At 36.8% G+C, this 24,453-nt stretch carries 26 protein-coding genes and 1 riboswitch; of the genes, 1 reads left to right on the forward strand and 25 read right to left on the reverse strand.

Annotated elements, in window-relative coordinates; all coding sequences use genetic code 11:
- Window positions 1–8 precede the first annotated feature (8 nt).
- The 17 genes from cbiQ to RTW14_RS11585 all read right to left on the reverse strand — a co-directional run bounded on the left by cbiQ (window position 9) and on the right by RTW14_RS11585 (window position 15,874).
- Window positions 9–791: a cobalt ECF transporter T component CbiQ gene (gene cbiQ, locus RTW14_RS11505; protein WP_312651340.1), complete on the reverse strand. Its 783-nt coding sequence runs from the start codon at window positions 789–791 to the stop codon at window positions 9–11.
- Complete coding sequence (locus RTW14_RS11510; RefSeq protein WP_312651342.1) at window positions 778–1,692, reverse strand: DMT family transporter; 915 nt, start codon at window positions 1,690–1,692, stop codon at window positions 778–780. Before RTW14_RS11510 ends, cbiQ begins: the two co-directional genes overlap by 14 nt.
- A 19-nt stretch (window positions 1,693–1,711) precedes the next feature.
- Window positions 1,712–2,017 (reverse strand): energy-coupling factor ABC transporter substrate-binding protein, encoded by a 306-nt coding sequence (locus RTW14_RS11515; protein ID WP_312651344.1) that lies wholly within the window; start codon window positions 2,015–2,017, stop codon window positions 1,712–1,714.
- Window positions 2,018–2,028: 11 nt separating this feature from the next.
- On the reverse strand, window positions 2,029–2,793 hold the full coding sequence (locus RTW14_RS11520; RefSeq protein ID WP_331654438.1) for an energy-coupling factor ABC transporter permease: 765 nt from the start codon (window positions 2,791–2,793) through the stop codon (window positions 2,029–2,031).
- A 143-nt stretch (window positions 2,794–2,936) separates the two neighbouring features.
- A riboswitch (cobalamin riboswitch) is annotated at window positions 2,937–3,121 on the reverse strand.
- Window positions 3,122–3,215: 94 nt separating this feature from the next.
- On the reverse strand, window positions 3,216–4,508 hold the full coding sequence (gene hemL, locus RTW14_RS11525; protein WP_312651348.1) for a glutamate-1-semialdehyde 2,1-aminomutase: 1,293 nt from the start codon (window positions 4,506–4,508) through the stop codon (window positions 3,216–3,218).
- Between the two features lie 45 nt (window positions 4,509–4,553).
- Window positions 4,554–5,531 carry a porphobilinogen synthase gene (gene hemB, locus RTW14_RS11530; RefSeq protein WP_442871573.1) on the reverse strand — a complete coding sequence of 326 codons (978 nt, stop codon included), beginning with the start codon at window positions 5,529–5,531 and terminating at the stop codon, window positions 4,554–4,556.
- Window positions 5,532–5,621: 90 nt separating this feature from the next.
- The gene (locus RTW14_RS11535; protein ID WP_312651354.1) at window positions 5,622–6,470 is read right to left on the reverse strand and encodes a bifunctional 5,10-methylenetetrahydrofolate dehydrogenase/5,10-methenyltetrahydrofolate cyclohydrolase; all 849 of its coding nucleotides are present in this window, start codon (window positions 6,468–6,470) and stop codon (window positions 5,622–5,624) included.
- A gap of 8 nt (window positions 6,471–6,478) precedes the next feature.
- Window positions 6,479–7,114 carry a cyclodeaminase/cyclohydrolase family protein gene (locus RTW14_RS11540; protein WP_312651358.1) on the reverse strand — a complete coding sequence of 212 codons (636 nt, stop codon included), beginning with the start codon at window positions 7,112–7,114 and terminating at the stop codon, window positions 6,479–6,481.
- A gap of 15 nt (window positions 7,115–7,129) precedes the next feature.
- A complete protein-coding gene (locus RTW14_RS11545; RefSeq protein ID WP_312651362.1) occupies window positions 7,130–8,806 on the reverse strand; it encodes a formate--tetrahydrofolate ligase in 1,677 nt (558 codons plus the stop codon).
- A gap of 50 nt (window positions 8,807–8,856) precedes the next feature.
- A complete protein-coding gene (locus RTW14_RS11550) occupies window positions 8,857–9,714 on the reverse strand; it encodes a methylenetetrahydrofolate reductase (protein ID WP_312651364.1) in 858 nt (285 codons plus the stop codon).
- 196 nt (window positions 9,715–9,910) lie between these two features.
- Window positions 9,911–10,576 (reverse strand): ribonuclease HII, encoded by a 666-nt coding sequence (locus RTW14_RS11555; protein WP_312651366.1) that lies wholly within the window; start codon window positions 10,574–10,576, stop codon window positions 9,911–9,913.
- Window positions 10,576–11,418, reverse strand: a complete 843-nt coding sequence (gene ylqF, locus RTW14_RS11560; RefSeq protein WP_312651368.1) for a ribosome biogenesis GTPase YlqF — start codon at window positions 11,416–11,418, stop codon at window positions 10,576–10,578. The genes RTW14_RS11555 and ylqF overlap by 1 nt, the downstream gene beginning before the upstream one ends.
- A 112-nt stretch (window positions 11,419–11,530) precedes the next feature.
- The gene (gene rplS / locus RTW14_RS11565; RefSeq protein ID WP_312651370.1) at window positions 11,531–11,875 is read right to left on the reverse strand and encodes a 50S ribosomal protein L19; all 345 of its coding nucleotides are present in this window, start codon (window positions 11,873–11,875) and stop codon (window positions 11,531–11,533) included.
- Window positions 11,876–12,033: 158 nt separating this feature from the next.
- The gene (locus RTW14_RS11570; RefSeq protein WP_331654439.1) at window positions 12,034–12,810 is read right to left on the reverse strand and encodes an amino acid ABC transporter ATP-binding protein; all 777 of its coding nucleotides are present in this window, start codon (window positions 12,808–12,810) and stop codon (window positions 12,034–12,036) included.
- Complete coding sequence (locus tag RTW14_RS11575) at window positions 12,810–13,607, reverse strand: amino acid ABC transporter permease (RefSeq protein ID WP_312651372.1); 798 nt, start codon at window positions 13,605–13,607, stop codon at window positions 12,810–12,812. Before RTW14_RS11575 ends, RTW14_RS11570 begins: the two co-directional genes overlap by 1 nt.
- Window positions 13,608–13,650: 43 nt before the next feature.
- Window positions 13,651–14,505 carry a transporter substrate-binding domain-containing protein gene (locus RTW14_RS11580; RefSeq protein WP_312651376.1) on the reverse strand — a complete coding sequence of 285 codons (855 nt, stop codon included), beginning with the start codon at window positions 14,503–14,505 and terminating at the stop codon, window positions 13,651–13,653.
- A 460-nt stretch (window positions 14,506–14,965) separates the two neighbouring features.
- Window positions 14,966–15,874, reverse strand: a complete 909-nt coding sequence (locus tag RTW14_RS11585) for a site-specific tyrosine recombinase (RefSeq protein ID WP_312651380.1) — start codon at window positions 15,872–15,874, stop codon at window positions 14,966–14,968.
- Between the two features lie 134 nt (window positions 15,875–16,008).
- Between RTW14_RS11585 and RTW14_RS11590 the strand changes: the two genes are divergently transcribed.
- Window positions 16,009–16,635, forward strand: coding sequence for a stage II sporulation protein M (locus RTW14_RS11590; RefSeq protein ID WP_312651383.1), 627 nt, complete (start codon window positions 16,009–16,011; stop codon window positions 16,633–16,635).
- Here RTW14_RS11590 and RTW14_RS11595 read toward each other — a convergent pair.
- The 8 genes from RTW14_RS11595 to hypB form a co-directional block, all read right to left on the reverse strand.
- The gene (locus RTW14_RS11595) at window positions 16,609–17,172 is read right to left on the reverse strand and encodes an NUDIX hydrolase (RefSeq protein WP_312651386.1); all 564 of its coding nucleotides are present in this window, start codon (window positions 17,170–17,172) and stop codon (window positions 16,609–16,611) included. The two genes, RTW14_RS11590 and RTW14_RS11595, sit on opposite strands and share 27 nt — an antisense overlap.
- 12 nt (window positions 17,173–17,184) lie before the next feature.
- Complete coding sequence (gene proC, locus RTW14_RS11600) at window positions 17,185–18,027, reverse strand: pyrroline-5-carboxylate reductase (RefSeq protein ID WP_312651390.1); 843 nt, start codon at window positions 18,025–18,027, stop codon at window positions 17,185–17,187.
- A complete protein-coding gene (gene proB, locus RTW14_RS11605) occupies window positions 17,987–18,790 on the reverse strand; it encodes a glutamate 5-kinase (RefSeq protein WP_312651394.1) in 804 nt (267 codons plus the stop codon). The genes proC and proB overlap by 41 nt, the downstream gene beginning before the upstream one ends.
- A 140-nt stretch (window positions 18,791–18,930) precedes the next feature.
- Complete coding sequence (locus RTW14_RS11610; protein WP_312651397.1) at window positions 18,931–19,536, reverse strand: TetR/AcrR family transcriptional regulator; 606 nt, start codon at window positions 19,534–19,536, stop codon at window positions 18,931–18,933.
- Between the two features lie 129 nt (window positions 19,537–19,665).
- Entirely contained in the window at window positions 19,666–20,655 is a 990-nt protein-coding gene (locus RTW14_RS11615; protein WP_312651400.1) for a DUF5692 family protein, read from the reverse strand.
- A gap of 15 nt (window positions 20,656–20,670) precedes the next feature.
- Window positions 20,671–21,012, reverse strand: coding sequence for a hydrogenase maturation nickel metallochaperone HypA/HybF (locus RTW14_RS11620; RefSeq protein WP_312651403.1), 342 nt, complete (start codon window positions 21,010–21,012; stop codon window positions 20,671–20,673).
- 33 nt (window positions 21,013–21,045) lie between these two features.
- Entirely contained in the window at window positions 21,046–23,742 is a 2,697-nt protein-coding gene (locus RTW14_RS11625) for an FAD-dependent oxidoreductase (RefSeq protein ID WP_312651406.1), read from the reverse strand.
- Window positions 23,743–23,771: 29 nt separating this feature from the next.
- Window positions 23,772–24,443: a hydrogenase nickel incorporation protein HypB gene (gene hypB / locus RTW14_RS11630; RefSeq protein ID WP_312651409.1), complete on the reverse strand. Its 672-nt coding sequence runs from the start codon at window positions 24,441–24,443 to the stop codon at window positions 23,772–23,774.
- Window positions 24,444–24,453 lie beyond the last annotated feature (10 nt).

Raw genomic sequence — 24,453 nt, forward strand, 5'->3', positions numbered from 1 at the left:
ATATTCCTCTATATTCCACCGTTAACTTTGCACCATATAGCTAAACTTACTAGTGTTACTAAGGAAATGATAACCTGCGTCTTTTCCTTTATGGTTGCGGCCTGGTTTTCATACAAAACCTTTATCTCACCATCATAACACCTGGACTCCATCGCATCAAAAAGAGTATTTGCTTTCTGCATAGCACGAATCAAAATCACAGACAGCATATTTCCCATACCATTTATAGCACTTTTAGCACTAATATTGCCCAGTCTGCAATTTTGTGCAGTCATAATGGATGAGGCCATATCAAACAACACAAATATATATCTATAGGTTAACATCATTATTTCTATAATTAAACTTGGGCAATGAAGTTTTTTTAATACATATAGTAAATCCATCATCGGAGTCGTTAATATAAGGAAATACAAGCAGGATACCGATGCAAGTGATACGGTTATCAATCTCACCGCATATAGCAGAGAAAACCAGCTTACTGCAATATATTTGCTTCCTATAGCTATATTCATTAGATCCATTGGAACATCTGTTAGGTTTACCGCTATTGCCACAGTCCCTAATGCCAGAAAGGCAAAAGGTGCTACCATAAGCTTTATATAATGAGAAGGAGATGTGCGGCTAAAAAAAATAGTCACACATCCCATCATAACTAAAATAACAAATGATATGACAAAAGAGCGGGCAGCAACGCATATTAGCAATGTCCCAACTGCAAAAGCACTCTTTAGAAAAGGGCTTTTATTCCTTATGGCTGACGAATAGGCCAGCTTATCAATCAAAATCATTCTTACCTCCAGCTTCAACCTCTTTTGCGTCGGTAGAAGCAAAATATGTACCTGCTATCATTATTGTTAATGCAATAATAAATAGTTTTGTGGGTATTTCTCTAAATATTATAAGTGAAAGGATAACACCTATAAAAGGAGCAACCGCATAATACATACTTGTCTTAGCAGCACCAAGCTCCCTCTGTGCATATACATAGAAATAAATGCTCAATCCATATGCTACAAAACCCAATAGTAACGTTTCCAATACATAAATTAGATCTACATTTGTTTCTTTAAGTATTAATGCGATTATAAGGGCTCCAGTACCTGACCCTATGCCTTTTATAATAACAACCTGTAATGGATTTTTAAAAGATAATTTTCTTGTACAATTATTTTCAAATCCCCAACAGACGCAGGCAAATATAACATACATTGATCCCCAAGAGAATGAAAAGCTGTCCTTTTCTTCTGCTACTAAAAGCATGCTAGCCACTGTCATAAGGGAAATAGACAGCCACAATCTCTTGGAAATTATTTCTTTGAAAATAAACATCGCAATTATGGACGTTGCGACAATTTCAAAATTATTTAAAAGCGATACATTTGCTGCTGTAGTTCGAGACAATCCCACCATTAAAAATATGGGGGCAGATATATCTAAAACTACCATAGCTATTATATATGGCAAATCATTTTTGTTTAAATTTTTTTCTATGTTTTCTTTGCTAATCACTCTTTGAATAAGCCATACTATACTCAATCCTATTCCGGCTCCCAGATATAAAAGTGAAGCCATCATAGTTGGCTGCACATGATCCAGAAGCAATTTAGAAATAGGAGAACTAATTGCGTACGTAGATGCTGCAAGGATTGCAAAAAATATAGATTTACTATTATCTCCATATTTAAACATATCTATTTTTCTAGCCAATTTATTTTTTATCTGATTTCTGATATTTTTTTCTTGCCACTAAGTATCCTAATCCAAAGAAAAATATCCCTGAACCAGTTGCTGCCTGCAGACAGAAAAGCAAGGATTCAGTTTCACCTCCAGGTGGTTCCAATATTGGTGATGCCCAAGCTACATATCCAGGATCTATTGTTGAAATAGCGTCTTCAGCAGCCCCATCAGCCCCACCAAATTCAGAATCATGTATGGTTGCAAGTGGTATAATTGCTATAAGTGCACATGCGATTAAGCATAAAATTATAATCTTAGTGTTTTTTGTTAAATGCATTTTGTTACCTCCTAACATACTGCCTTAAGAGTCCCATAGTATCCCAACGACTCCAACTCAGGCTGTGCAAAGCTTTCAAGCCCCTTCATTACAACTACGGCTATAAGTCCCTCTATAACTGAAAGAGGAATCTGAGTAATTGCAAATATGCCTAGAAACTCAACTAAGGAAGCTGTGAATCCTCCCACCTGTGATGGATGAGCTAACGCCAACTGTACGGCAGTCACACAATATGTAAATAAATCTCCAAGACAAGCTGCTAAAAATACGCCAAACGATTTAGGTGCTTTCATTTTATTGCAAATCGTATAAACTGCAAAGGAAACAAATGGTCCTGCTATAGCCATTGAAAAAGTATTTGCTCCAAGTGTAGTAAGCCCGCCATGAGCAAGTAAAATAGCCTGGAAAAGTAATACGATTAGTCCGATTATACACATAGCCGATGGTCCAAATAAAATGGCGCCTAGTCCTGTTCCTGTAGGATGTGAACTGCTCCCTGTTACGGATGGAATCTTTAAAGCTGATAATACAAACGCATATGCTGCTACCATAACTAATATCAGCAGCAATTTTCTATCGTGTGCAATGGTTTTCTTTATGGATATAAAACCTGCCACCACAAATGGTACACATATTACACCCCATATAATACAATAATTTAATGGAAGATATCCCTCCATGATGTGCATTGCACTGGAAAGAGTAGGTACCGCTAATACTATAGCAACTACCATGCTCAAAACAAACAATGCTCGTTCTGTTCTTGTTTTTTTCATTATAATTATTCCTCCTAAATAAAAAATCGCCATTCTGAACATACAGAATAGCGTAATACGGGAGCCGACAATAAGCCCCACTTATTACACTTATTCATCGTCCGTAAAAAAAGTGTAACTTCTGTTATGATCGCATGACCAAACAGAATCCGATACTTTAGGCAGGTCTTCTGGCTTTGGTTTCAACGTTATACTTTCCCTTCCCATTTTCACAGTGGCTAATAAAGTATAACTCATCCATTACAGCGGCGTGACCGCGTGGGCATTTAACCCAACTTCCCTATTCTCCCGGCAGGAATTTCCGGGCACCTATAGTATTTCAATTGTCGAAATATATTGTAACACTAAAATAGGGGGTCATACAACCCCCTAAATGCATTCTATCAACTTATTGCATCAATTTCACAACAAATTGCACTTTTTTATATCCCAAAGAATTTTGCCGCATCCTCCAGTGTCTTTTTAATGTCTGATTCTGTGTGGGCATTTGATATAAACATTGCCTCAAACTGAGCAGGAGCAAAGTAATTCCCACTATTCATCATGTGTTGAAAATATTTTGCATACTGTTTTAAATCGGATTTTTTTGCAGATTCATAATCTGTAACAGGCCCGCTTGTAAAGAACAAAGTTCCAATAGAACCTATATAATTTATCGTACAATTCGCCTTTGCCGTTTCAATAATCTCTGCAAGGCCTCCGTATAACATTTCTCCCAAAGCATTTATATGTTCATAAACGCCAGGATTTTCATTCAAATAGGTAAGCTGTGCTATACCTGCAGCCATGGCTACTGGATTTCCACTCAGAGTACCTGCCTGATAAACTTTTCCTACTGGTGCTACACACTCCATGATTTCGCGCTTACCGCCATAAGCGCCTACAGGCATTCCTCCGCCAATTATTTTTCCGAAAGTAGCCATATCCGGAGTTACTCCAAAAAGTTGCTGTGCACCACCAGGTGCTAATCTAAAACCGGTTATAACTTCGTCAAAAATAAGTACCGTTTTGTTTGCATCACAAATATCACGAAGCTGTTTTAAAAAGCCATCTTTCGGAAGCACAACACCCATATTAGCTGCAACTGGCTCAATGATAACAGCTGCAACATCTCCCTTATATTCTTCAAAAAGTTTTTCTACACTATCCAAATCATTATACTTTGCAGTCAGCGTGTCTTTAGCACAATTAGCTGTAACACCTGCGCTGTCTGGTGAGCCACCCTCTGCAATCAGTGCTGAACCCGCTTTAACTAAAAGGCCGTCACTGTGCCCATGATAGCATCCTTCAAACTTTATAATCTTACTTCTTCCTGTATATCCTCTTGCTGTACGAAGAGCAGACATGGTAGCCTCCGTTCCTGAGTTTACCATTCTTACCATCTCAAAACACGGAACCATTTCACAGGCAAGCTTTGCCATGGTTATTTCTCTTTCAGTAGCCGCACCAAAGCTTAAGCCATTTATAATCGTTTCCTGTACTGTCTTTAGAACCCTAGGGTTGTTATTTCCAAGAATCATTGGCCCCCATGAGCCAATATAATCTGTATATTTATTTCCATCCACATCATAAATGAATTGTGCATCCGCTTTTTCTATAAATCTTGGAGTTGTACCCACTGCCTGAAATGCTCTTGCAGGACTGTTTACTCCTCCGGGTATATATTTTTTTGCCTCTTCAAATAAAGCTTCTGATGTATCTGTCTTGCTATTCATAATAAATATTTCCTCCATAAATTTTAAAGTGCACTAATGGATGGCTTATCCAATTCTTCCGCTTCGAATCATCTCTGCAATTTCCTTCGCAAAATAAGTAATAAGCATGTCAGCCCCTGCCCTGAAAATGCTGGTAGTAGTTTCTGCAATGGTAGCAGCTTCATCTACCATTCCAGCCATACCTGCTGCCTTTATCATGGCATATTCCCCACTTACACTGTAAGCTGCTACCGGAACATCTACATGATCTCTGACCTCTCTGATAATATCCAGATAAGACAATGCTGGTTTAACCATGACAATATCAGCACCCTCTTCAAGATCCAAAAATACTTCTTTCAGTGCTTCTCTTCTATTGTGGTAATCCATCTGATATGTCTTTCTGTTGCCTTTAAAGTTATCCGAACCCGCAGCTTCTCTAAATGGTCCATAAAAAGCAGATGCATATTTAGCAGCGTAAGACATAATTGGTGTGTCTTCATAACCAGCTTCATCTAATGCTTCTCGAATTGCTAGAACTCTGCCATCCATCATATCAGAAGGCGCAATCATGTTAGCCCCTGCTTTAACCTGCGATACTGCCGTTCTAGCCAAAAGCGGCAAGGTTTTGTCGTTGTCAACTGTATCGCCTTTAATTATACCACAATGTCCGTGAGAAGTGTATTCACACATACATACATCTCCTATGTAATACAAATCAGGAAAATCTTTTTTAGCTGCCCTTAAGGCTTCCTGAATAATACCATGCTCATCATAAGCTCCACTACCACATTCATCTTTATGTGCCGGTGCCCCAAAAAGCATAATACTCTTAACTCCTGCCCTTGATACAGCCTCTAGTTCTTCTCCCATTGTATCAATACTGTATCTTTTCTGTCCTGGCATAGTAGCAATTTCTGTTCTAATGTTCTTTCCTTCTTCTACAAAAATGGGGTAAATTAAGGAATCTCTAGATATCCTTGTTTCCCTTGTCATATTTCTAACTCTTTCATCTAACCTAAGCCTTCTTGGTCTTGTTAACATATCCATAAATGCACTCCTTTTCCTAGAAAAAACGACCTATCTCTACGATAAAGGCCGCTCTTTCCAATTTGCTGTTATATTTATCAAAATTTAGATTGTTTTCTTCGCCGCATCGATAACGTGCATCATAAGCAGGCTGGTTGTAACTCTGCCAACCCCTCCAGGCACCGGAGTTATTGCTTTCACAATATTTTGCGCTGCATCAAAATCCACATCACCACAAAGTTTTCCTTCATCAGTCATATTTATACCAACGTCAATAACTACTTGGCCTTCATTTAAATATTCAGGGCCTATTGTCTTTGCCTGTCCCGCTGATACGATTAATACATCTGCACTCTTACAAATGTCTTTCATATCCTCGGTTTTTGTGTGACAAATAATCGGTGTTCCATTCTTACCTAGTACCATCATAGCAGCTGGTCTTCCTACTACTAAACTTCTTCCTACTACTGCAACCTTTTTACCTGTTATATCAATACCATAATGGTCTAAAATTTCTATACAAGCTCTTGGTGTACATGGCGGATACCCTAAATCTGTTCCCGTATACACGCCAGCCATAGACTGGTCTGTGATACCGTCAACATCTTTAGATGCAAGTAACGCTTTTCTAATGGTATTATCATCAATATGATCTGGTAATGGTCTAAATAATATCACACCATGAACGGTTAAATCAAGATTAATTGCAGCTATTACATTTAATAGCTGTTCCTGAGTAATGTTTTCCTTAAAAAGGTATTTCTTTACATCTACGCCGATAGACTCAGCGCACTTTATAGCACCCTTCTCATAAGAAATATCTTCTACTTTTGCACCTACTCTGATGATTCCAAGTGTAGGTGTTACGCCCTTTTCTTTAAGAAGTGAAACTTCTGCTCTAAGTTTTTCATTTACAGCGTCAACAACCTCTTTGCCTTTTAAAATCTGTGCCATAAACTACTCTACTCCTTTACTAGTTTAGCGAGTACATCGCTATAAATTTCATCTGCCATTTTCTCATATTGGGTTAATAAGGTCTTTGCTTCAATATTAATTTTATCCGCATATTCCTTTTCTTTCATTGCCTTCGTATTTATAAAAACATTCAAACTGGCTCCTTGTAAAGCCGCCTTGCAGAAAACTACTCCTACGCCAGCGTCACTAACAGCTAAAGCACTGCCCTTTTCTGCGTATTCCCTATGAAGTTCTATTGCTTCACAGCATTTCTTCATTATTTCTAATGGCACAGAACAAGCTTCTTTTAAAGCGTGTTCCATAACCTTGTCTTTTTCTGCTATCTCATCTTCAGTATTTTTTGGCATCCCATAAGCCTTTGATAAAGGTTCAAAGACTTCCGCATCTCTACCTACAAGTTCAAGCAGTTCTCTCTGAAGATTTTCTGTTTTATCCTTAAGCAAATACATCTGCTCCTCTACATCTGCGTATTTTTTCTTTCCCACAGTCAGAGAAGCTACCATATTTCCCAGTGCAGCACCAATGGCGCCTACTAATGCAGACGCCCCACCACCACCGGGAATTGGTGCTTTGCTGGCAAGAACTGTTACAAAATCTTCACATGATCCTTTAACAAAATTCATACCATTTATTCCTTCCTAGAACAATCCGGATATCTTTCCAGTATTGTCTACATCAATCTTTTCTGCTGCTGGTACCTTAGGCAGTCCAGGCATTGTCATAATATCTCCGGTTAAAGCTACTATGAAACCTGCTCCAGCTGAAACTTTTAAGTTTCTAACAGTTAGTATAAATCCTTTTGGTGCTCCCAAAAGTTTAGCATCATCAGAGAAGCTATACTGTGTCTTCGCTACACAAATAGGAATGTTTCCAAATCCAAGTTCCTCTAACTGTGCCATCTGCTTCTTTGCATTCGCAGTAAATGCCACGCCATCTGCATGATAAATCTTAGTTGCAATCGCATTTAGTTTCTCTTCAATACTCATATCCAGTGAATAGCTATATGAAAAATCATTTGGCTGTTCACATAGTTTTACAACTTCTTCTGCAAGTGCCTTTCCACCTTCACCGCCCTTAGCCCAAACTTCACTAAGTGCAACATTTACACCCAATTCCCTGCACTTCTTCTCAACCAGGGCAAGTTCTGCTGCTGTATCAGTTGGGAAAGCATTGATAGCAACTACTGCTGGTAGTTTAAATACTTTAGTAATATTTTCAACATGCTGTAACAAATTAGGAAGTCCTTTTTCTAAAGCATCCAGATTTTCATTATTTAAATCTGCTTTAGCAACACCTCCGTGATGTTTTAAGGCACGAACTGTAGCTACGATAACTACTGCTGAAGGTTGAATATTAGCCGTTCTGCACTTAATGTCAATGAATTTTTCTGCACCAAGATCCGCACCGAAACCAGCTTCAGTAACAACATAATCCGCTAACTTAAGTCCCATTCTTGTAGCCATAATGGAATTGCATCCATGGGCAATGTTCGCAAATGGTCCCCCATGTATAAACGCAGGGTTGTGTTCAAGTGTCTGAACAAGGTTAGGCTTTAATGCATCTTTCAGCAATGCGGCAATTGCACCTTGTGCTTTTAATTCTCCTGCTGTAACAGGCTTATCATCATAAGTATATCCAACAATAATTTTCTTAACTCTTTCCTTTAGATCTTCAATATCCTTAGACATACATAGAATAGCCATAATTTCACTTGCTACAGTAATGTCAAAGCCGTCTTCCCTAGGTGAACCATTTGGTTTACCACCTAGACCATCTATTACAAATCTTAGTTGACGATCATTCATGTCAACGCATCGCTTCCAAGTGATTTTTCTAGGATCAATATTAAGGGCATTTCCCTGCTGAATATGATTATCAAGTAATGCTGCTAAAAGGTTATTTGCAGCCCCAATGGCATGCATATCCCCTGTAAAGTGAAGGTTTATGTCTTCCATAGGAACAACCTGTGCATATCCGCCGCCAGCAGCTCCTCCCTTTACTCCAAATACAGGTCCTAATGAAGGTTCTCTTAAAGCTACAATAACATTCTTATTAATTTTTTTAAGACCATCGGCCAAACCAACTGTTGTAGTAGTTTTTCCTTCTCCTGCAGGAGTTGGAGAGATCGCTGTTACTAAAATTAGTTTTCCATCAGGTGCATCTGCTTTATCACTTAAAATGTTGTAGTCAACTTTTGCTTTATGGTTTCCGTAAAGTTCCAGATACTTTTCATCCACCCCAGCAATTTTAGCAATTTCACCTATATGAAGTGCTTTTGTTTCTTGTGCAATCTGAATGTCGCTCTTAAATTCCATACTACGTCCTAACCTTTCTAATAATCCATCCCATCACTGTAATTAATTACTTATTTATGAATATCCGATGCATTTAGAATATCCACGATGTCTTTATATTTATTTAAAGAATAAATGTGTAAACCATTTATCCCTGCATCCATATATTTAGAAATTTGTTTTGCAGTATACTCTTTCCCTGCTTTTTTGAAGTCTTCAGGGTTGTCCCCATACTTTCCAATAATCTCAGCTAATTCTCTCGGAATAGAACAACCATTTGAAACCGTCATTCGAATAATGCTGTCCTTAGAAAGTGCCGGCATTATACCCACTATAACAGGTAGTTCAATCTGCTTCTTTCGAATTTTATCAACAAACCTTTCATAAGCTTCCACATCATGACAAAGCTGTGTCATTAAAAATTCTGCACCACAGTCCTGCTTTAATTTCAAATAGTTTATATCTTCTTCTATGGAAACTGCTTCCATGTGTTTTTCAGGATAACAAGCAGCAGCAAGACATAAATCAGGGAAATTTTCCTTTATAAAAGAAATCAATTGATTTGCATTGCTAAAATCACCATTTGTTCCATCCAGGCCATGAGGGATATCTCCTCGCAGTGCCAAAACATTTTCTACACCCACGGAAACATATTCGTGGATGTAGTCCAATACATCCTGTTTAGTGTTTCCAATGCAAGTGAAGTGTGTCATTACATCATGACCACTCTTTTCTATAATTTCGCATAATTCTGTGCTTCTTCCCTTATTGGTCCCTCCTGCTCCATATGTACAACTAATAAAATCAGGTTTAAACTTATAAAGCTGCTCCAGCGTTTCCTTTAGAGGTTCTAAGGATTGCTCCATTTTAGGGGGGAACACTTCAAAAGAGAAAGATACCCGCTCCTTTAGTAGTTTGCTAATTTTCATGTCATTTCCTCCTCTTTTTTCCACTTTAGACTACCTTAATAGATTACCCTTTAGTAAAAAACTTGTCAACAATTTACAGAATATTTAAAGTGTTTTTTTTTAGTTCTCTCTATGCTAATTTCCCTAGGTAAATCAATGTCTACAGGTTTTTTTGGTCTATCATTCTATTTTATTATTCTATTAGTCTTTTACTGCCTTAAAGTAAAATTTTCTTTAAAAAGGTTTTTCTATGTATTTCACAAATTCCTGCCTTCTCTATGCCTTCATAATGTGCTTTGGTACCATAACCTTTATTTTTTTCAAAAGCATAATCTGTAAATTTTTCTGCATATTCTACCATCATTCGGTCTCTTGTTACCTTTGCTAAAATAGAAGCTGCTGCTATTGACACACTACTCGCATCTCCTTTTATAATTCCAGTTTGAGGTATATCCACGCTTTTTAGCGTCAGTGCATCAATTAATACATGCTCTATGCCGTTTTCACCCTGCTCTTTAAGTGTTTTGTCAACTTTTAAAACAGCTTCCGCCATGGCCAGCTTTGTGGCTTCTAATATATTAATATCATCAATTACTTGGTTATCTGCCATGCCTATAGCATAGGCAATGGCCTTTTCCTTAATTTTTTCAAATAGCTCTTCCCTTTTTTTCTCTGAAAGCTTTTTTGAATCATCAACTCCAAGTACATCAAAATCTGGAGGAAGAACAGCACAAGCAGTAACCACTGGTCCAGCTAATGGTCCTCTCCCAACCTCATCTACACCTGCTATAAAAGAAATCCCATTTTTACGTAAATCGTTTTCATACTTGTTCATTTCAGCAAGTCTTTCTTTTAGCAAAGCTTCTCTTTCTTCTTTGTTCATTATTCCTCACAATGCTCCAAGGTGATTTTTCCAATCCCACCTGCTCTGAATTCATCAAGAACCGTTCTGGCAGTCCTTTCATAATCAATTCTTTTACCTGACAGAATAAAGCCACGCTTAACAGCAATAGCTTCCATGGTATCTAACGGCATTTCGCCAAGCTCTATAAGCTTGTATCTTTCCATTAGTTCTTCAGGGTATTCATTCTGTAATACACCAATCAATTCAAGGGCTAAAGAAGCCAAATCCATAGTTTCATCTCTTATAGAACCACAAAACGCTAAATTCAGTCCAACTTCAGGATCTTCAAATTTAGGCCATAAGATTCCCGGTGTATCTAATAACTGCATTCCGTTAGCCAAAGTCAGCCATTGCTTACCTCTCGTAACTCCAGGCTTGTCTCCTGTCTTAGCGCTTTTTTTGCCTAAAAGTCTATTAATTAACGAGGATTTCCCTACATTCGGAACACCTACAATCATCATTCTCACATTTCTTTTTCTTAACAATTCCTCATTTCTGGCGTCTTGGTATTTTGAAAGCAGGCTCAACAAGCTAGATACTCCACTACCATTCATGCAGTTCATAGGCACAACAAAATGCCCTTCATCCTTAAAGAGTCGTGTCCAACGGTCATTTTGCCTGCTATCAGCTAAATCTACTTTATTTAAAATGATTACTCGCTGCTTGCCCCCTATTAAATCGTTTATAATAGGATTTCTACTGGAAACCGGTATTCTTGCATCAATAACCTCTATAACAAGGTCAACCATTTTAAGATTTGCCTGTATTAATTCCCTGGTTTTTTTCATATGCCCTGGATACCAGTTTATATTTTCAATCATGCTTTCACCTCTAAACATATAACATCTTTATTACATTATTTGTTTTTTTCTATTTTATTATATCATTATTCTAAAAAAATAAGGGAACCCGCAAAGGGTCCCCTCGATTTCACTATTCGTGCTTGCTCTTAATTCTAGCAGCCTTACCAGTTCTTTCTCTCATGTAGTTAAGCTTAGCTCTTCTTACATCACCTCTCTTAACAACCTCAACCTTATCGATTTTTGGTGAGTTAATAGGAAATGTCTTTTCTACACCTACGCCAGAAGCAATTCTTCTAACTGTAAAAGTTTGACTGATACCACCGTTCTGCTTCTTTAGTACAAAACCTTCGAATATCTGAACTCTTTCTCTGTTACCTTCTTTAATCTTGATGTGTACTTTTACTGTATCACCAACATTAAACTGTGGAATATCATCTCTTGAGTATTCCTGTGCAATTACCTGCATTACATTCATTGTTATTTCCTCCTTCCTTCCCAAGACGTTCATGGCAAAATCTAAAATAAATAATCTTAGATAAAATATTTGTATCTCAACATTTTACAATGTCCAGAGGACCGTCCGTAATAACCTTATCTACTATACCATACTGCTTGGCTTATTGCAAGTATATTTTAAGCTATAAGGAATCTGGAAAGGAATTCTTTTGTTCTTTCATTTTTCGGTTCCGTAAATAATATTCTAGGCGATTCATCTTCAACAATGATTCCTTTGTCCATAAATACTGTACGTGACGACACGTCTCTGGCAAAAGCCATTTCATGAGTAACAATAATCATGGTCAGCCCTTCGTTTGCAAGTTTTCTCATAACATCTAAAACCTCTCCAACCATTTCTGGATCAAGGGCGCTAGTAGGTTCATCAAACAGTAATATTTCAGGTTCCATAGCTAAAGCCCTTGCTATGGCCACTCTCTGTTTCTGTCCACCTGATAATTGATGTGGCTTTGCATTAATATATGGTAGCATTCCAACCTTGTCTAAATATTTTATGCTTAAATCCTTCGCTTCCTGACGGCTCTTTTTTAATACCCTTTTAGGTCCAAGCATGCAGTTCTCCAACACCGTCAGATTATTAAAAAGATTAAACTGCTGAAAAACCATTCCAACTTTTGCCCTATACTGCGCCACCTGTGAAGGTTTTCCGTTTATAGACTGTCCTTTATGATAAATGCACCCTCCAGATGGTCTTTCCAACATATTCATACATCTCAACAATGTAGATTTGCCTGAACCTGATGATCCAATTATGCAGACAACATCTCCTTTATATGTTTTAAAGTCAACATCCATAAGTACTTTATGCTCTCCAAAACTTTTTTCCAGATGTTCAACCTGCAGTAATGGAATCTCTTCAATAAATGCTCCTTCATTTATATTTAATGTTTTCATTATACAGAACCTCCTGACATCTTTACTTTTAAAGTTCCATTCCCAAAATTATCATCCATAAAATCAGCTCTATCTACTAATTTATAGTGATCCTGTCCTTGCATTTTCCTTTCCAGTAATCTAAGCAGCCTGGACAGGGTAAACGTCATGATTAAATACAATATACATGCAATAAAGAAAGGTTCGAAATACCTGTAATAAGTACCCGTAACCGATTTTGTTACAAAGAAAAGCTCTGTACATGAAATTACATTTAACACGGAAGTATCTTTTATATTTATTATTAAATTATTACCTATTTGGGGTAATATATTAAAAAATGCCTGTGGTATTATAACACAAGCCATAGCATCTATATGCCTCATCCCTAATGCCTGCGCTGCTTCTAGTTGACCATCTTCAATAGACTGTATACCACCTCTTACTGTTTCAGCCATGTAGGCTCCTGTATTAACTGATACAACCAGATAACTGGCAACAGCTGCAGTAAGATTTATCCCAAATAAAGCCTGTGAACCATAATAAACTACCATGGCCTGTACCATCATTGGAGTTCCTCTAAATATTTCTACATAAACAGCAAGTACTGCATTTATTATATATAGTAAAAATTTTTTATACCAAACTTCTTCAGGAGATAGATTAATGCTTCTAATTACACCTACTATAAACCCGATGATACAACCAATGATTGTACTTATTAATGCAATTTCCAATGTGGCTGCAGCTCCTTTTAAAAATGAAGTACCATATTCATTTAAAAAGAGCTGTATCCACTGTAATGAAGTTCGTTCCATTAAAATTCCTCCTTTATCCTCCAATATTCAAGTCATTCTCAAATTATGAAAGCGGCTGAATTCCAATAGCCTTATTCATCATTGCATCTCTTTCTTCTGCCGTAATAGTGTCTACAACTTTATTAACAGCCTTCAATAAATCACTATTGCCTTTTTTAACTGCAACACCCATATCTACATCACCATTATCTACTTTAAAGTTTCCTTTATCTAAAGAAAGCATTACAATATCAGGGTTAGCAGCCATTGCAGCCATTGCTGTTGGCTTGTCTACTGTTACTATGTCAGATTTTCCTGAAGTTAATGAGACAATTACACCAGGAACAGTATCAATACCAGGAGTTTTATTTGCATTAGGAATCTGGTCTAATATATCATACCAAATTGTATTTAACTGTGAAGTTACAGTAGCTCCAGATAGTTCTTCAAGAGAAGCTGCCTTTTCATATTTACTCCCCTTCATAGTTAGTGGAACTAAATCAGCCTGATAATAAATATTTGAAAAGTCAATACTTTCCTTTCTTTCGTTTGTCATACACATACCAGCAACAATTGCATCAATTTTATCAGTTTGCAATGCAGGAATAAGACCATCCCATTCAATCTTATGCACTTCTAATTTGTATCCCATCTCCTCAGCTATCTTTGATGCATACATAATGTCATAGCCATTTGCATAATCCTTTGTACCCGCAATTGGTACCGCACCATTTGAATCATCTGACTGTGTCCAGTTAAAAGGGGCATATGCACATTCCATCCCAACTCTTAGTATCTTTGTATCATCCTCTTTTGCTGCCTGGGAACTCTCCTCCTTAGTTCCGCATGCAACAAAAGAAAGTACTAAACTTACAGTCATACCAATAACAAATAATTTCTTAATCACTGTCTTCATCATCTTTTACCTCATTTCTTTTTATTTTCATCTTTTTTATTTTTAAGCAGAAGGAATTTATTCCTTTAACAACTTAAAGCATTTTAATTTATAAAAAAAGCCTCTCCGAGGCATTTATAGCTCGCATTCGCTCGCGTTTTAGCCGTAGCTTTTTATGAAACTTCGTCAATACCGCAAGCGATATTTCCTACGTTTTAAAAAAGCGTCAACTTGTATAAGTAAACGCCTTTGTTTATAAATATTCATTTATTATATATATATCAACCCCACCTGTCAATAATTATTTATACTTTCTAGAAAGATTTTTATGAACTATCTCCTTATTTATACTATGCATACTTCTTCATAATCGAAAAGGCGTCAACTAAAATTAGTTAACGCCTTTGTTAATAAATATGCATTTGATTATAAACATATTAAAATAATTTGTCAATACTGTTTATAAATTTTCTAAAAATTCTATTTATGCTCTTGGATGGGTTCTGTCATATACATCTTTTATACGATTTTTGGTTACGGATAAATAAATCTGCGTAGCCGTTATATCCTCGTGTCCCATTAATTCTTGTAAAGATTTTAAATCTGCACCATTCTGAATCATATGTACGGCAAAAGAATTCCTTAGGGTCTGCGGTGTAATCTTACTATCAATTCCAGCTTGTTCTGCATACTCTTTTAGAATTTTCCATAATCCCTGCCGAGTTAATTTTTCTCCAAAATAGTTTACAAATAAAGCTTCCTGTGGATGTTCTGCATCTTTAGTCTTTATCAGCTTATCTCTAATTTCAAATATGTAATTTTCAACAGCCGCCCTTGCAGGTCTTCCCATTGGAATAATTCTAGCCTTACCATGTTCCCCATTGCAAGTAATAAATCCAAGCCTTAAGTTGATATCCTCCACCTTTGCTTCTATTAGCTCACTGACTCTAATGCCAGTTGCATACATTAATTCTAAAATTGCTTTATCTCTTTGGCCCTTTATAGAATCGTCTGGCAGTGACAATAATTTGTCTATTTCTTCGATTGTTAGATATTCTAGTTGCTTACGTTCAATTTTAGGAGATTTTATATTGACAACAGGATTCTCTTTTACATACCCTTTAGCAGCCATGAAGTTATAAAAGGCTCTTAAAGAAGCTACTTTTCTGTTTACAGTAGCCGAAGACTTCCCATCATTTTTTAACTTAAGAACAAAAGAAACAACCTCAGTATTTGAGGCGTCATCCAACTTACCAATATTCTTTTCTTCTAAAAATCTGCTATATTCTAAGACGTCCCTGCAATAAGCTTGCAAAGAGTTTTCAGACATCCTGCGTTCACTGGTTAAATACTTTTTAAATTGCTCAAAATAATCATTCATTTTTGTCTCCATTAATTTCCCCTTATGTAATTAGTATACTCTAGTGGGAGAAGGTTTACAATAATAATATATATTATTGTACTATTTTTGACTTCAACAGCATATCCTTTAATCATAACTACCGTTGTTTTTAAGAGGATATTAACATGAGAAAAACAATTTTATCAAATACAATTGAAACACTATCTTATTCTAAAGAATGTACGGCAATGCTATTTTTTGTTTTCATTTTTGGCATTTCTACTGGCGTATTTTTCGAAGTTATGATGAACACTGATATCAAATCAGACATGCAATATTATCTCCAGTCTGTGCTTCGTTCTCCCATTGATACTACCACCGGCACTGGCAGTTCAATTGTTGGATTAATGGGTTCAATAATAACCAATATACTGGCCATTGCTTTGATTACCTTATCAGGTTATACACGATTTTCGTACCCCGTGTCTTCTCTGATATTACTTATAAAAGGTTTATCCCTAGGTTATTGTTGTGCATTAATATTAGAGACTTTAGCGCTTAAAGGAGTTTTCATAATTGTGTTATCCCTGTTCCCACAAAATACGCTGCTCATTCCCTCGATTTTTATATCTGCAAATGTTGCCATTAACAAAGCTTCATCCCTCAAATACAAAAAAAATAAAGGTATAGTTAGAAGCTTTCATGCCTCAGATACTTCATACCTTTATGCTAATGCATTTTTATGCATTATAGTTATTGTAAGCTGTATTCTTCAAAGTATATTCCTACCTATTGCTGCAAAGCTCGTTTGATTTTAGCTTTAGCTTTGCCCATGCCTGCATGATTGCAATAGCTGTTTTTCCGTCCTCAACCTCACCATTTACAGCCATTTTGAATAATTCATCCAAATCGACCTCAAAGATATCAAGGGCTTCATTTTCATCAAATTCAGTATCTCCTGGAACCAAATCTGTGCAAAGGTAAATATATAATGCCTCTTTAGAATACCCAACGGAAGGATAAAATTTAGTTAAATACTCTATTTTGCCTGCAGTATATCCAGTCTCTTCTTTTAATTCACGAACTGCAGTATTATAAGGGTCCTCTCCTTTTTCAATTTTACCTGCAGGTATTTCCATAATGACCTTTTCTATTGGTTTTCTAAATTGTTTAACCATGATTACTTTTCCATCTTCTTTTACTGCAATCATAGCAACCCCACCATTATGTTCCACTATTTCCCTATAAGAAGTACGGCCATTTATAACCTCAACTTTATCTTTTCTTAAGTTTAAAATTGCCCCTTCATAAATCATCTCACTGGATAATGTTTTTTCTTCAAAAGTCATAATAAACTCCTTTTATTTACTCATTAACTTAGATTTATCTACAGCAGCTTGAAAACCAGATTCAACCAATTCTGCAAAGCCCTTTTCCTGTAAGGTATTTACAGCCTCAATAGTAGTTCCACCAGGAGAGCAGACGTTTATTCGAAGTTGAACTGGGTCAACACCCGTTTCCAGAACCATCTTTGCTGCACCCAGAACGGACTGGGCAGCAAACATAATGGCTTGTTCCTTATTCATTCCATTCTTTACTGCTGCCTCTGCCAATGCATCAATGTACATATACGTGTATGCCGGACTACTTCCACTAACTCCTATTACACAGTGAATTAGATGTTCATCAACCTCTTCAGCCTCTCCTATGGATTTAAATATATCAAATATTGGAGCGAATTGTTGATTGTCCACGTTGGCATTTCTACTTACAGAGGTCATAGCTTCGTTTACCATAGCTGGAGTATTGGGCATTACTCTTACAATTCTAGCATCTTTACCTACGTAATTACTTATACTCTCTATTGTAATTCCTGCAGCCATTGAAACCAGAATCTTTTCATTGGTATAGTTTTGTGCCACCTGCGGCATTACATCAGGAAACACATTCGGCTTAACCCCAAGCATTACTACATCACAAATATCCACCAGCTCTGTAATAGTATAGCATGCCTTAACACCAAGTTCTGCACAAAGCTTGTCTAGTTTTTCTATATTTCTTCCACATACAAATACATCTTCAGACTGAATTTTTCCTGATGCTAAGTATCCTCTAAGTATGGCTCCACCCATGTTTCCAGCGCCTATAAATCCAAGTTTCATTTTAATCTGCCTTTCCAAAGAAAACCGTTCCAGTTTCTTCATCGCATGCTGCATCCTTTATAATGTTTAATTTCTTACCATTCAACAATACCAGTGGTATTCCATATTGGTTCACTTTTCTTGCCGCTTCAATCTTACAAGTAATGCCTCCAGTTCCAAAACTACTTTTTCCTTTTACATCTATGTTACCCAAAAGTTCATTAATATCAACAATTTCTTCAATCAGCTTTGCATCCTTATACGACTTAGGGTCTTTATCAAAAACGCCATCTATATCACTTAATATAATAAGTGCGTCTGCATTCCAAAGGCTTGCTGTAAGTGCACTTAAAGTATCGTTATCCCCTATTTTTATTTCATCAACACTTACACTGTCATTCTCATTGATAATAGGCACTACGCCCTCATCAATTAGTGTAAATAAAGCATTTCTTATATTTAGATTTCTTGTATGTTCTTCAAAATCTTCTTTGGTAAGAAGAATTTGTCCTACATGTACGCCATAATCCCCAAAGTACTCTTTGTAAGCCATCATAAGTTCTACTTGGCCAATTGCACAAAGCGCCTGCTTATAGTTAATGTCTCCTTTTCTGCTCCATTTATTTATAGCACCAATCCCGCAGATTCTGGCACCTGAAGACACTATAACTACCTGTTTTCCCAGCTGCATCAGACCATGCACCTGCTCCACTATGTTATGTAATGCCGTTTTGTTTACATTACCATGTTCATCTGACAATACATTACTGCCTAATTTTATTACAATTTTTTTGCTTTCGTTAATTATATTACTTATCGCACCCATATTTACTCCCGTTCCACTGAGTTTATAAAATACAACCCACAATATTAAAGTATTCATTATCTATCATATAGCCAAATATTATACACCTTTTTTCTTGAAATTTAAATAGTAAACAAACAAAAATAAAACAGGTGAAACCTTTACTCCATATGATTTTCAAGAAATAACGGAATACTTTCCGTAAAGAATGCATTAAACGTATCTATCATTTTATTTAAATCTTCAGGTAAAACGCCTAATGCCTGCTGTATGGCAATTCCATCCACAGCAGCTACCAGTATGGAAGCCACACTTTTTTTATATTCATTATTTTGTATTTCAAAAGCTTCTCCAAATAAATCAGCTGTATTCTTTATGATTTCCAAGTAATTCTTTTGATATTTATCCTTTATTGGCCTGTCCTTAACAATGACATCACTAAGCAAAAGGATATGCAGTTTTTGCTCATCTATCTTAGACAATCTTTTAGTTACTTCTGAAACTATTTCAGAAAGTAATTCTTTTCCTTTTCTTGCAATTCTTTCATCCTTTACGGTTTCTACCATCTTATGGGTAAATTGAAGTGATTGCTTCATTACATCAAACATGATTTCGTCTTTATTCTTATAATGATGATATAGTGAACCTGTGGTCAGACCTGCTTTCAATGCAATTTTCCGAACCGTAGTCTCTTCAATTGAACTTTCCTTTAACACTTCAATAGCAGCATCAATTATTCGTTGTTTTCTTTTATTCACTTCACTCATCATTTTTTCCTCATTTTTACTAATTTATATTTCTATATTATCATAAAACTATTTAGCCTGCTATAATATTAAATATAAATAAGGGTCAGACTTTTGTTTGTCTAACCCTATAAATACACTCTATAAAATTTATGCCGCCATCTCTTTAACTTCCTTATACTCTTTACGCTCAACATATAATTCGCCTGTATATGGATTTTTCTTTGTCTTTTTTATCTTATAAATCATATAAATAACTACTGCAACATTACTTGCCAGTGCCAGTGCTCCCCAGAAGGTGTATAACCCTTGGTTATATGTAGATTTTACCACAAACATTCCTTCGTCTTGGAAGGATGGGAAGGTCTGCGCAAACATACACCAGATTGCCAAGGTCTGTGCTCTGTGTTGAAGCCATGCACCTTTGCCAAGGGTAAAGGCACAAAGAGTTGGCGCAAATAATAAAGCAAACCCTGCATACCATGAATGGGTAGGAATACAGTTATAGGTATAAGTGAAATTCCAAATATCATATGCAATAATCCAGAACCACAGCATATCCGGCCATAGCATATCCCTGCTGCCATCTTTCTCTGTTTTTTTACGAATCACAATTCCAAACCATCCGGTTATCGTAATAATATTCAGTAACCCAGCTATTCCATTCATATAGTTCCACGGTCCGCCCATTACCCCTACAACTTCACCTTCTATTGGTCCCGAGTTGGCAAGCCAATAGTTCATTCCAACCTGAAAGTCCCTTGTCACAGCTTCTAAAATGTTAATAGCCAGTATCAAAGGGGGAAAGCAAAGAGCTATTTTATTTTCTGCAAGTCTCCATGTAATTTGTCCTGTTATCTTGTCTGTCTTCTCCATATGTCTGATGCACCAAAACCCGACGCACCCTGCTGTTGCAGAATAAACCTTTGCAAGATGGAACCAGTCCGTATACGTTTTCTCTTTTAAAACCGTTGCCCACATTATGCTCAAGATAACAGGTAAAACAATAAAACTGAAAAATCCTGCCCACTTCCATCGCCGTGCAAACTCATTAAATAAGAACAAACCTGCGAAAACCACAAGCCATATTCCCCATGCAGAGAAAAAAGTCGCATCCTCCGCATAATTAAAAGTAAACATAAAATCTCCTCCTTTTCAGCAAGCAATAATTTCTTTAATTTTAACTTCTCTTCCGCATAGTAATTCCCAATGAGTGCTTCCGCACTTTGGGCATTTTTTACCGCTTTCAAGAATATTAAAAACTTTATTACACTGTTTGCAAATTCCATTTCCCGGCAGCATTTCAATTTCCAGTTTTGTATACTGCAACAATGTACCATCAATTGCAGCAGGATAACAATCTTGTATATATCGGGGGACTACCGGCGATAACTCTCCAATCTGAAGAATCAACGTATCAATCTGTGTTACTTCGTTTTTCTTTGCAAAATTTTCAACAGTCTTTACAATCTCAATTAAAATACCAAGTTCATGCATATTTAACCACCCATTATCATTTAATGGCTACAACTATTTATAATTATTATCGTTAAATCCTAAATACCTTTTAGCCTTTTTTAATGCGATTCTTCCTTTTCGCTTTAATATGTGCTTTACAATAATTGGCTTCATTTCTTGAAATGCTGCACCTTCTCCATCATATTTTCTAATAAGTGTAACTGCTTCAAATTTGCATCTTGTGGTACAAACTCCACAGCCTACACATAAGAATTCATCTACAATAGTGGCACCACAGCTTAAGCAGCGTTCGGTTTCTTTTTTTACCTGTTGCTCAGTAAAGGTTCCACGCAAATCCCTAAATGTGTCTTTTGACTTTGTTTGCATAACCGGATTTGCTTTTTGTCTGGGTATATAGTCATATCCTCTAAAATCAACATTTTCTTTATCTAATGACTTAAAATTTCTCTTGCTTCTTCCAATAGTTAAGCTCTGACCAGGATGAACATACCTATGGATTGAAATTGCCCCCTGCTTACCGCTTGCAATTGCATCAATTGCAAATTTAGGTCCTGTAACTGCATCTCCACCTGCAAATATATCTGGTTCACCGGTCTGAAAAGTAAACAAATCGGCCTTTATTGTGTTGTTCGGGTTTAACTCCATATTTGAACCTTCAATTAAGCCGCCCCACTGGATAGATTGGCCCACCGAAAGAAGTACATGGTCTGCTTCAACAAAAATAGTTTTATTTTCATCATAGGCTGGGCTGAATCTTTTCTTTTCATCAAATACAGAGACACATTTTTTAAATTCCACGCCAGAAACTCGGCCATTTTCCGTAACAATTCGTTTTGGTCCCCATGAATTATTTATTGAAATATCTTCGTTCAGAGTTTCTTCTATCTCTTCCTCCAGTGCAGGCATTTGTTCACGGTTTTCAAGGCAAAACATGCAGATTTTTGCTTTTCCCGTTCTTACTGCAGCCCTTGCCACATCAATAGCAACATTACCTCCTCCGATTACAACTACCTTTCCCTTTAGTTCCACTTTTTTGCCTAGATTTATATCCCGTAAAAAGTCAACTCCTGCAACAACGGCGTCTGCCTCTTCTCCTTCTATGCCTAGGTTTCTTCCCTTCTGAGCTCCTATTGCCAGATAAAAAGCTTCAAATCCACGTTTACGTAATTCATTAAGGCTGATATCTTTACCAACTTCAATACCTGTCTTAAATTCAACATTTAATTGCTTTAAAATATCTATTTCTGCATTAACTACATCCTTTTCTAATCTGAAGGCTGGAATTCCCAGGGAAAGCATTCCCCCAAGCACCTCTTGTTTTTCAAAAACTGTTACATGATAGCCATCCAGTGCTAAGAAATATGCACAAGACAGTCCTGCCGGTCCCCCACCGATAACAGCAATTTTATTTCCGTAATTGTGACGCACTTTAGGTATGTATCGTTTATCCAGATTTAAATCCTGCTCTGCAATAAATTTCTTTATATCGTCTATAGCAATAGGGTCGTCAAAGTCTCCTCTGGTACATGCTGATTCACATTTTCTTGGACATATACGTCCGCATACGGCAGGAAACGGATTTTCATGCTTTATTAATTCTAAGGCCTCTGTATACCTGCCCTGAGAGGCAAGCTTTATGTACCCAGGGATTGCAATATGAGCAGGGCATTCTGTCTTGCAAGGAGCTGTCCCTGTATCTACAACTTCCTGGCGATTATATCGATAATCCGGATTCCAATGTTCGGAACCCCACTCCGTATCATATGGTAACTCTGTTCTTTTTGGTTGTTCAATAGGTGTCTTACTGCAAATTTTTTGACCTAATTTTAAAGCATTAACTTGACACCCTTCCACACATTCTCCGCAGCCCACACACTTTGTTTTGTCAACATGAGAAACATAATTTGAACGTACCATGTCTGGATTTAAAAACATTTCTGCTGTTCTTAATGATAAACAGGAGCATCCGCAGCAATTACAAATTGCATGTGTTTTACCTAAACCATCCGTATTGGGAATTTGATGAACCAGCCCATTCTCTTCTGCTTTTCTGATAACCTCAAACGCCTCTTCTCTTGATATTTTTCTGCCTCTTCCTGTACGAATATAATATTCAGCAGCATGCCCCATCTGAATGCACATGTCTTCTTTTAGATGCCCGCACCCTTCGCCCATAATCTCTCTTACAGTACGGCAGGAACAATCAGAGACGGAAAAAATATCATTTTCATTAAGATACTTTGAAACCTCTTCATAGGATGCTCTCCTGGATTCTCCATCGATGGATTTTTCTATAGGAATCACTCGCATCAGCCCTATTCCCACAGGGAAATTTCCAGCAGTAGCCGGTCCTCTTACTCTTCCGTATTCTTCAAATGCCTCAGCAATTTGAGGATACTTTCTCACATTTTCCTTGTTGTTTGCCATCATTTCCATAATTCCCGGAACCCAAGTGTCATGCCAATATTTGTCAACCCCATCCATTACATTAACAAAACAAACCCCATCAACTGCCAATTTCCACAAAACTTGTTGTGCTTCGTCCGTTAATTTACCACACTTTGCTCCGATTTCTTCTGCACTCATTGGTTTTCGGAACTCCAAGTGAAGTGCAATTTCAGCCATTTCATCTGTAACTACAGGTTCCAGAATTTTATACTCGGGATCGTTTACTGTAATGCCATTTTTTGAACCCATTTTTTTTCTGCTAATTTTGTTGGCAAGTTCTAACACTTTTTCTTTTGCCATTTGGTTGCCTCCTAATTTTAATTACAGTATTACTTTTCGTTCCATTTTTTCACTTCACCTTGAATCCATTGCAGCCATTCTTCCATACCTTCGCCAGTTTTGGCGGATATTGGAAGAACCTTAATAGCTGGATTTAATTTTTCAGCACGCTTTTTTACCTTATCTATATTAAAATCAAAATAGTCCATTGCATCTATTTTGTTAACGAGCAAAACATCAACAACTGAAAACATTAGAGGATATTTCAAAGGTTTGTCATCTCCTTCTGGAATACTTAAAATCATGGCATTTTTGCAGGCACCTGTATCAAATTCTGCGGGACAAACTAAATTACCTACATTTTCTAATATGGCCAAATCAATATCTTTTGTATTTAATTCTGATATTCCTTGTTCTGTCATACTCGCATCAAGGTGACACATCCCCCCTGTATGTAATTGAATTACCTTAACTCCTGTTTCAGCAACTGCACATGCGTCTACATCAGAGTCAATATCTGCTTCCAAAACTCCAATTGTCATTTCATCTTTTAAAGCCTCTATTGTTCGTAATACAGTAGTCGTCTTCCCTGAACCTGGTGATGACATTAAATTCAATAAAAATGTTTTTTCTTTCTTTAACTGTTCTCTAAGCAACTCTGCTTGCTTGTCATTGTTTTCAAAAACACTTTGTTTGATTTCAAGAACTTTAAATGTGCTCATAGCAGGTTTC

This window comes from Aminipila sp., assembly GCF_032051575.1.
Lineage (GTDB): Bacteria > Bacillota > Clostridia > Peptostreptococcales > Anaerovoracaceae > Aminipila.

Bases quoted from the DNA above. Each gene is read 5' to 3' on its own strand.
- cbiQ (WP_312651340.1), bottom strand. From the start codon at position 791: ATGATTTTGATTGATAAGCTGGCCTATTCGTCAGCCATAAGGAATAAA.
- RTW14_RS11510 (WP_312651342.1), bottom strand. From the start codon at position 1,692: ATGTTTAAATATGGAGATAATAGTAAATCTATATTTTTTGCAATCCTT.
- RTW14_RS11515 (WP_312651344.1), bottom strand. From the start codon at position 2,017: ATGCATTTAACAAAAAACACTAAGATTATAATTTTATGCTTAATCGCA.
- RTW14_RS11520 (WP_331654438.1), bottom strand. From the start codon at position 2,793: ATGAAAAAAACAAGAACAGAACGAGCATTGTTTGTTTTGAGCATGGTA.
- hemL (WP_312651348.1), bottom strand. From the start codon at position 4,508: ATGAATAGCAAGACAGATACATCAGAAGCTTTATTTGAAGAGGCAAAA.
- hemB (WP_442871573.1), bottom strand. From the start codon at position 5,531: ATGTTAACAAGACCAAGAAGGCTTAGGTTAGATGAAAGAGTTAGAAAT.
- RTW14_RS11535 (WP_312651354.1), bottom strand. From the start codon at position 6,470: ATGGCACAGATTTTAAAAGGCAAAGAGGTTGTTGACGCTGTAAATGAA.
- RTW14_RS11540 (WP_312651358.1), bottom strand. From the start codon at position 7,114: ATGAATTTTGTTAAAGGATCATGTGAAGATTTTGTAACAGTTCTTGCC.
- RTW14_RS11545 (WP_312651362.1), bottom strand. From the start codon at position 8,806: ATGGAATTTAAGAGCGACATTCAGATTGCACAAGAAACAAAAGCACTT.
- RTW14_RS11550 (WP_312651364.1), bottom strand. From the start codon at position 9,714: ATGAAAATTAGCAAACTACTAAAGGAGCGGGTATCTTTCTCTTTTGAA.
- RTW14_RS11555 (WP_312651366.1), bottom strand. From the start codon at position 10,576: ATGAACAAAGAAGAAAGAGAAGCTTTGCTAAAAGAAAGACTTGCTGAA.
- ylqF (WP_312651368.1), bottom strand. From the start codon at position 11,418: ATGATTGAAAATATAAACTGGTATCCAGGGCATATGAAAAAAACCAGG.
- rplS (WP_312651370.1), bottom strand. From the start codon at position 11,875: ATGAATGTAATGCAGGTAATTGCACAGGAATACTCAAGAGATGATATT.
- RTW14_RS11570 (WP_331654439.1), bottom strand. From the start codon at position 12,810: ATGAAAACATTAAATATAAATGAAGGAGCATTTATTGAAGAGATTCCA.
- RTW14_RS11575 (WP_312651372.1), bottom strand. From the start codon at position 13,607: ATGGAACGAACTTCATTACAGTGGATACAGCTCTTTTTAAATGAATAT.
- RTW14_RS11580 (WP_312651376.1), bottom strand. From the start codon at position 14,505: ATGATGAAGACAGTGATTAAGAAATTATTTGTTATTGGTATGACTGTA.
- RTW14_RS11585 (WP_312651380.1), bottom strand. From the start codon at position 15,874: ATGGAGACAAAAATGAATGATTATTTTGAGCAATTTAAAAAGTATTTA.
- RTW14_RS11590 (WP_312651383.1), top strand. From the start codon at position 16,009: ATGAGAAAAACAATTTTATCAAATACAATTGAAACACTATCTTATTCT.
- RTW14_RS11595 (WP_312651386.1), bottom strand. From the start codon at position 17,172: ATGACTTTTGAAGAAAAAACATTATCCAGTGAGATGATTTATGAAGGG.
- proC (WP_312651390.1), bottom strand. From the start codon at position 18,027: ATGAAGAAACTGGAACGGTTTTCTTTGGAAAGGCAGATTAAAATGAAA.
- proB (WP_312651394.1), bottom strand. From the start codon at position 18,790: ATGGGTGCGATAAGTAATATAATTAACGAAAGCAAAAAAATTGTAATA.
- RTW14_RS11610 (WP_312651397.1), bottom strand. From the start codon at position 19,536: ATGAGTGAAGTGAATAAAAGAAAACAACGAATAATTGATGCTGCTATT.
- RTW14_RS11615 (WP_312651400.1), bottom strand. From the start codon at position 20,655: ATGTTTACTTTTAATTATGCGGAGGATGCGACTTTTTTCTCTGCATGG.
- RTW14_RS11620 (WP_312651403.1), bottom strand. From the start codon at position 21,012: ATGCATGAACTTGGTATTTTAATTGAGATTGTAAAGACTGTTGAAAAT.
- RTW14_RS11625 (WP_312651406.1), bottom strand. From the start codon at position 23,742: ATGGCAAAAGAAAAAGTGTTAGAACTTGCCAACAAAATTAGCAGAAAA.
- hypB (WP_312651409.1), bottom strand. From the start codon at position 24,443: ATGAGCACATTTAAAGTTCTTGAAATCAAACAAAGTGTTTTTGAAAAC.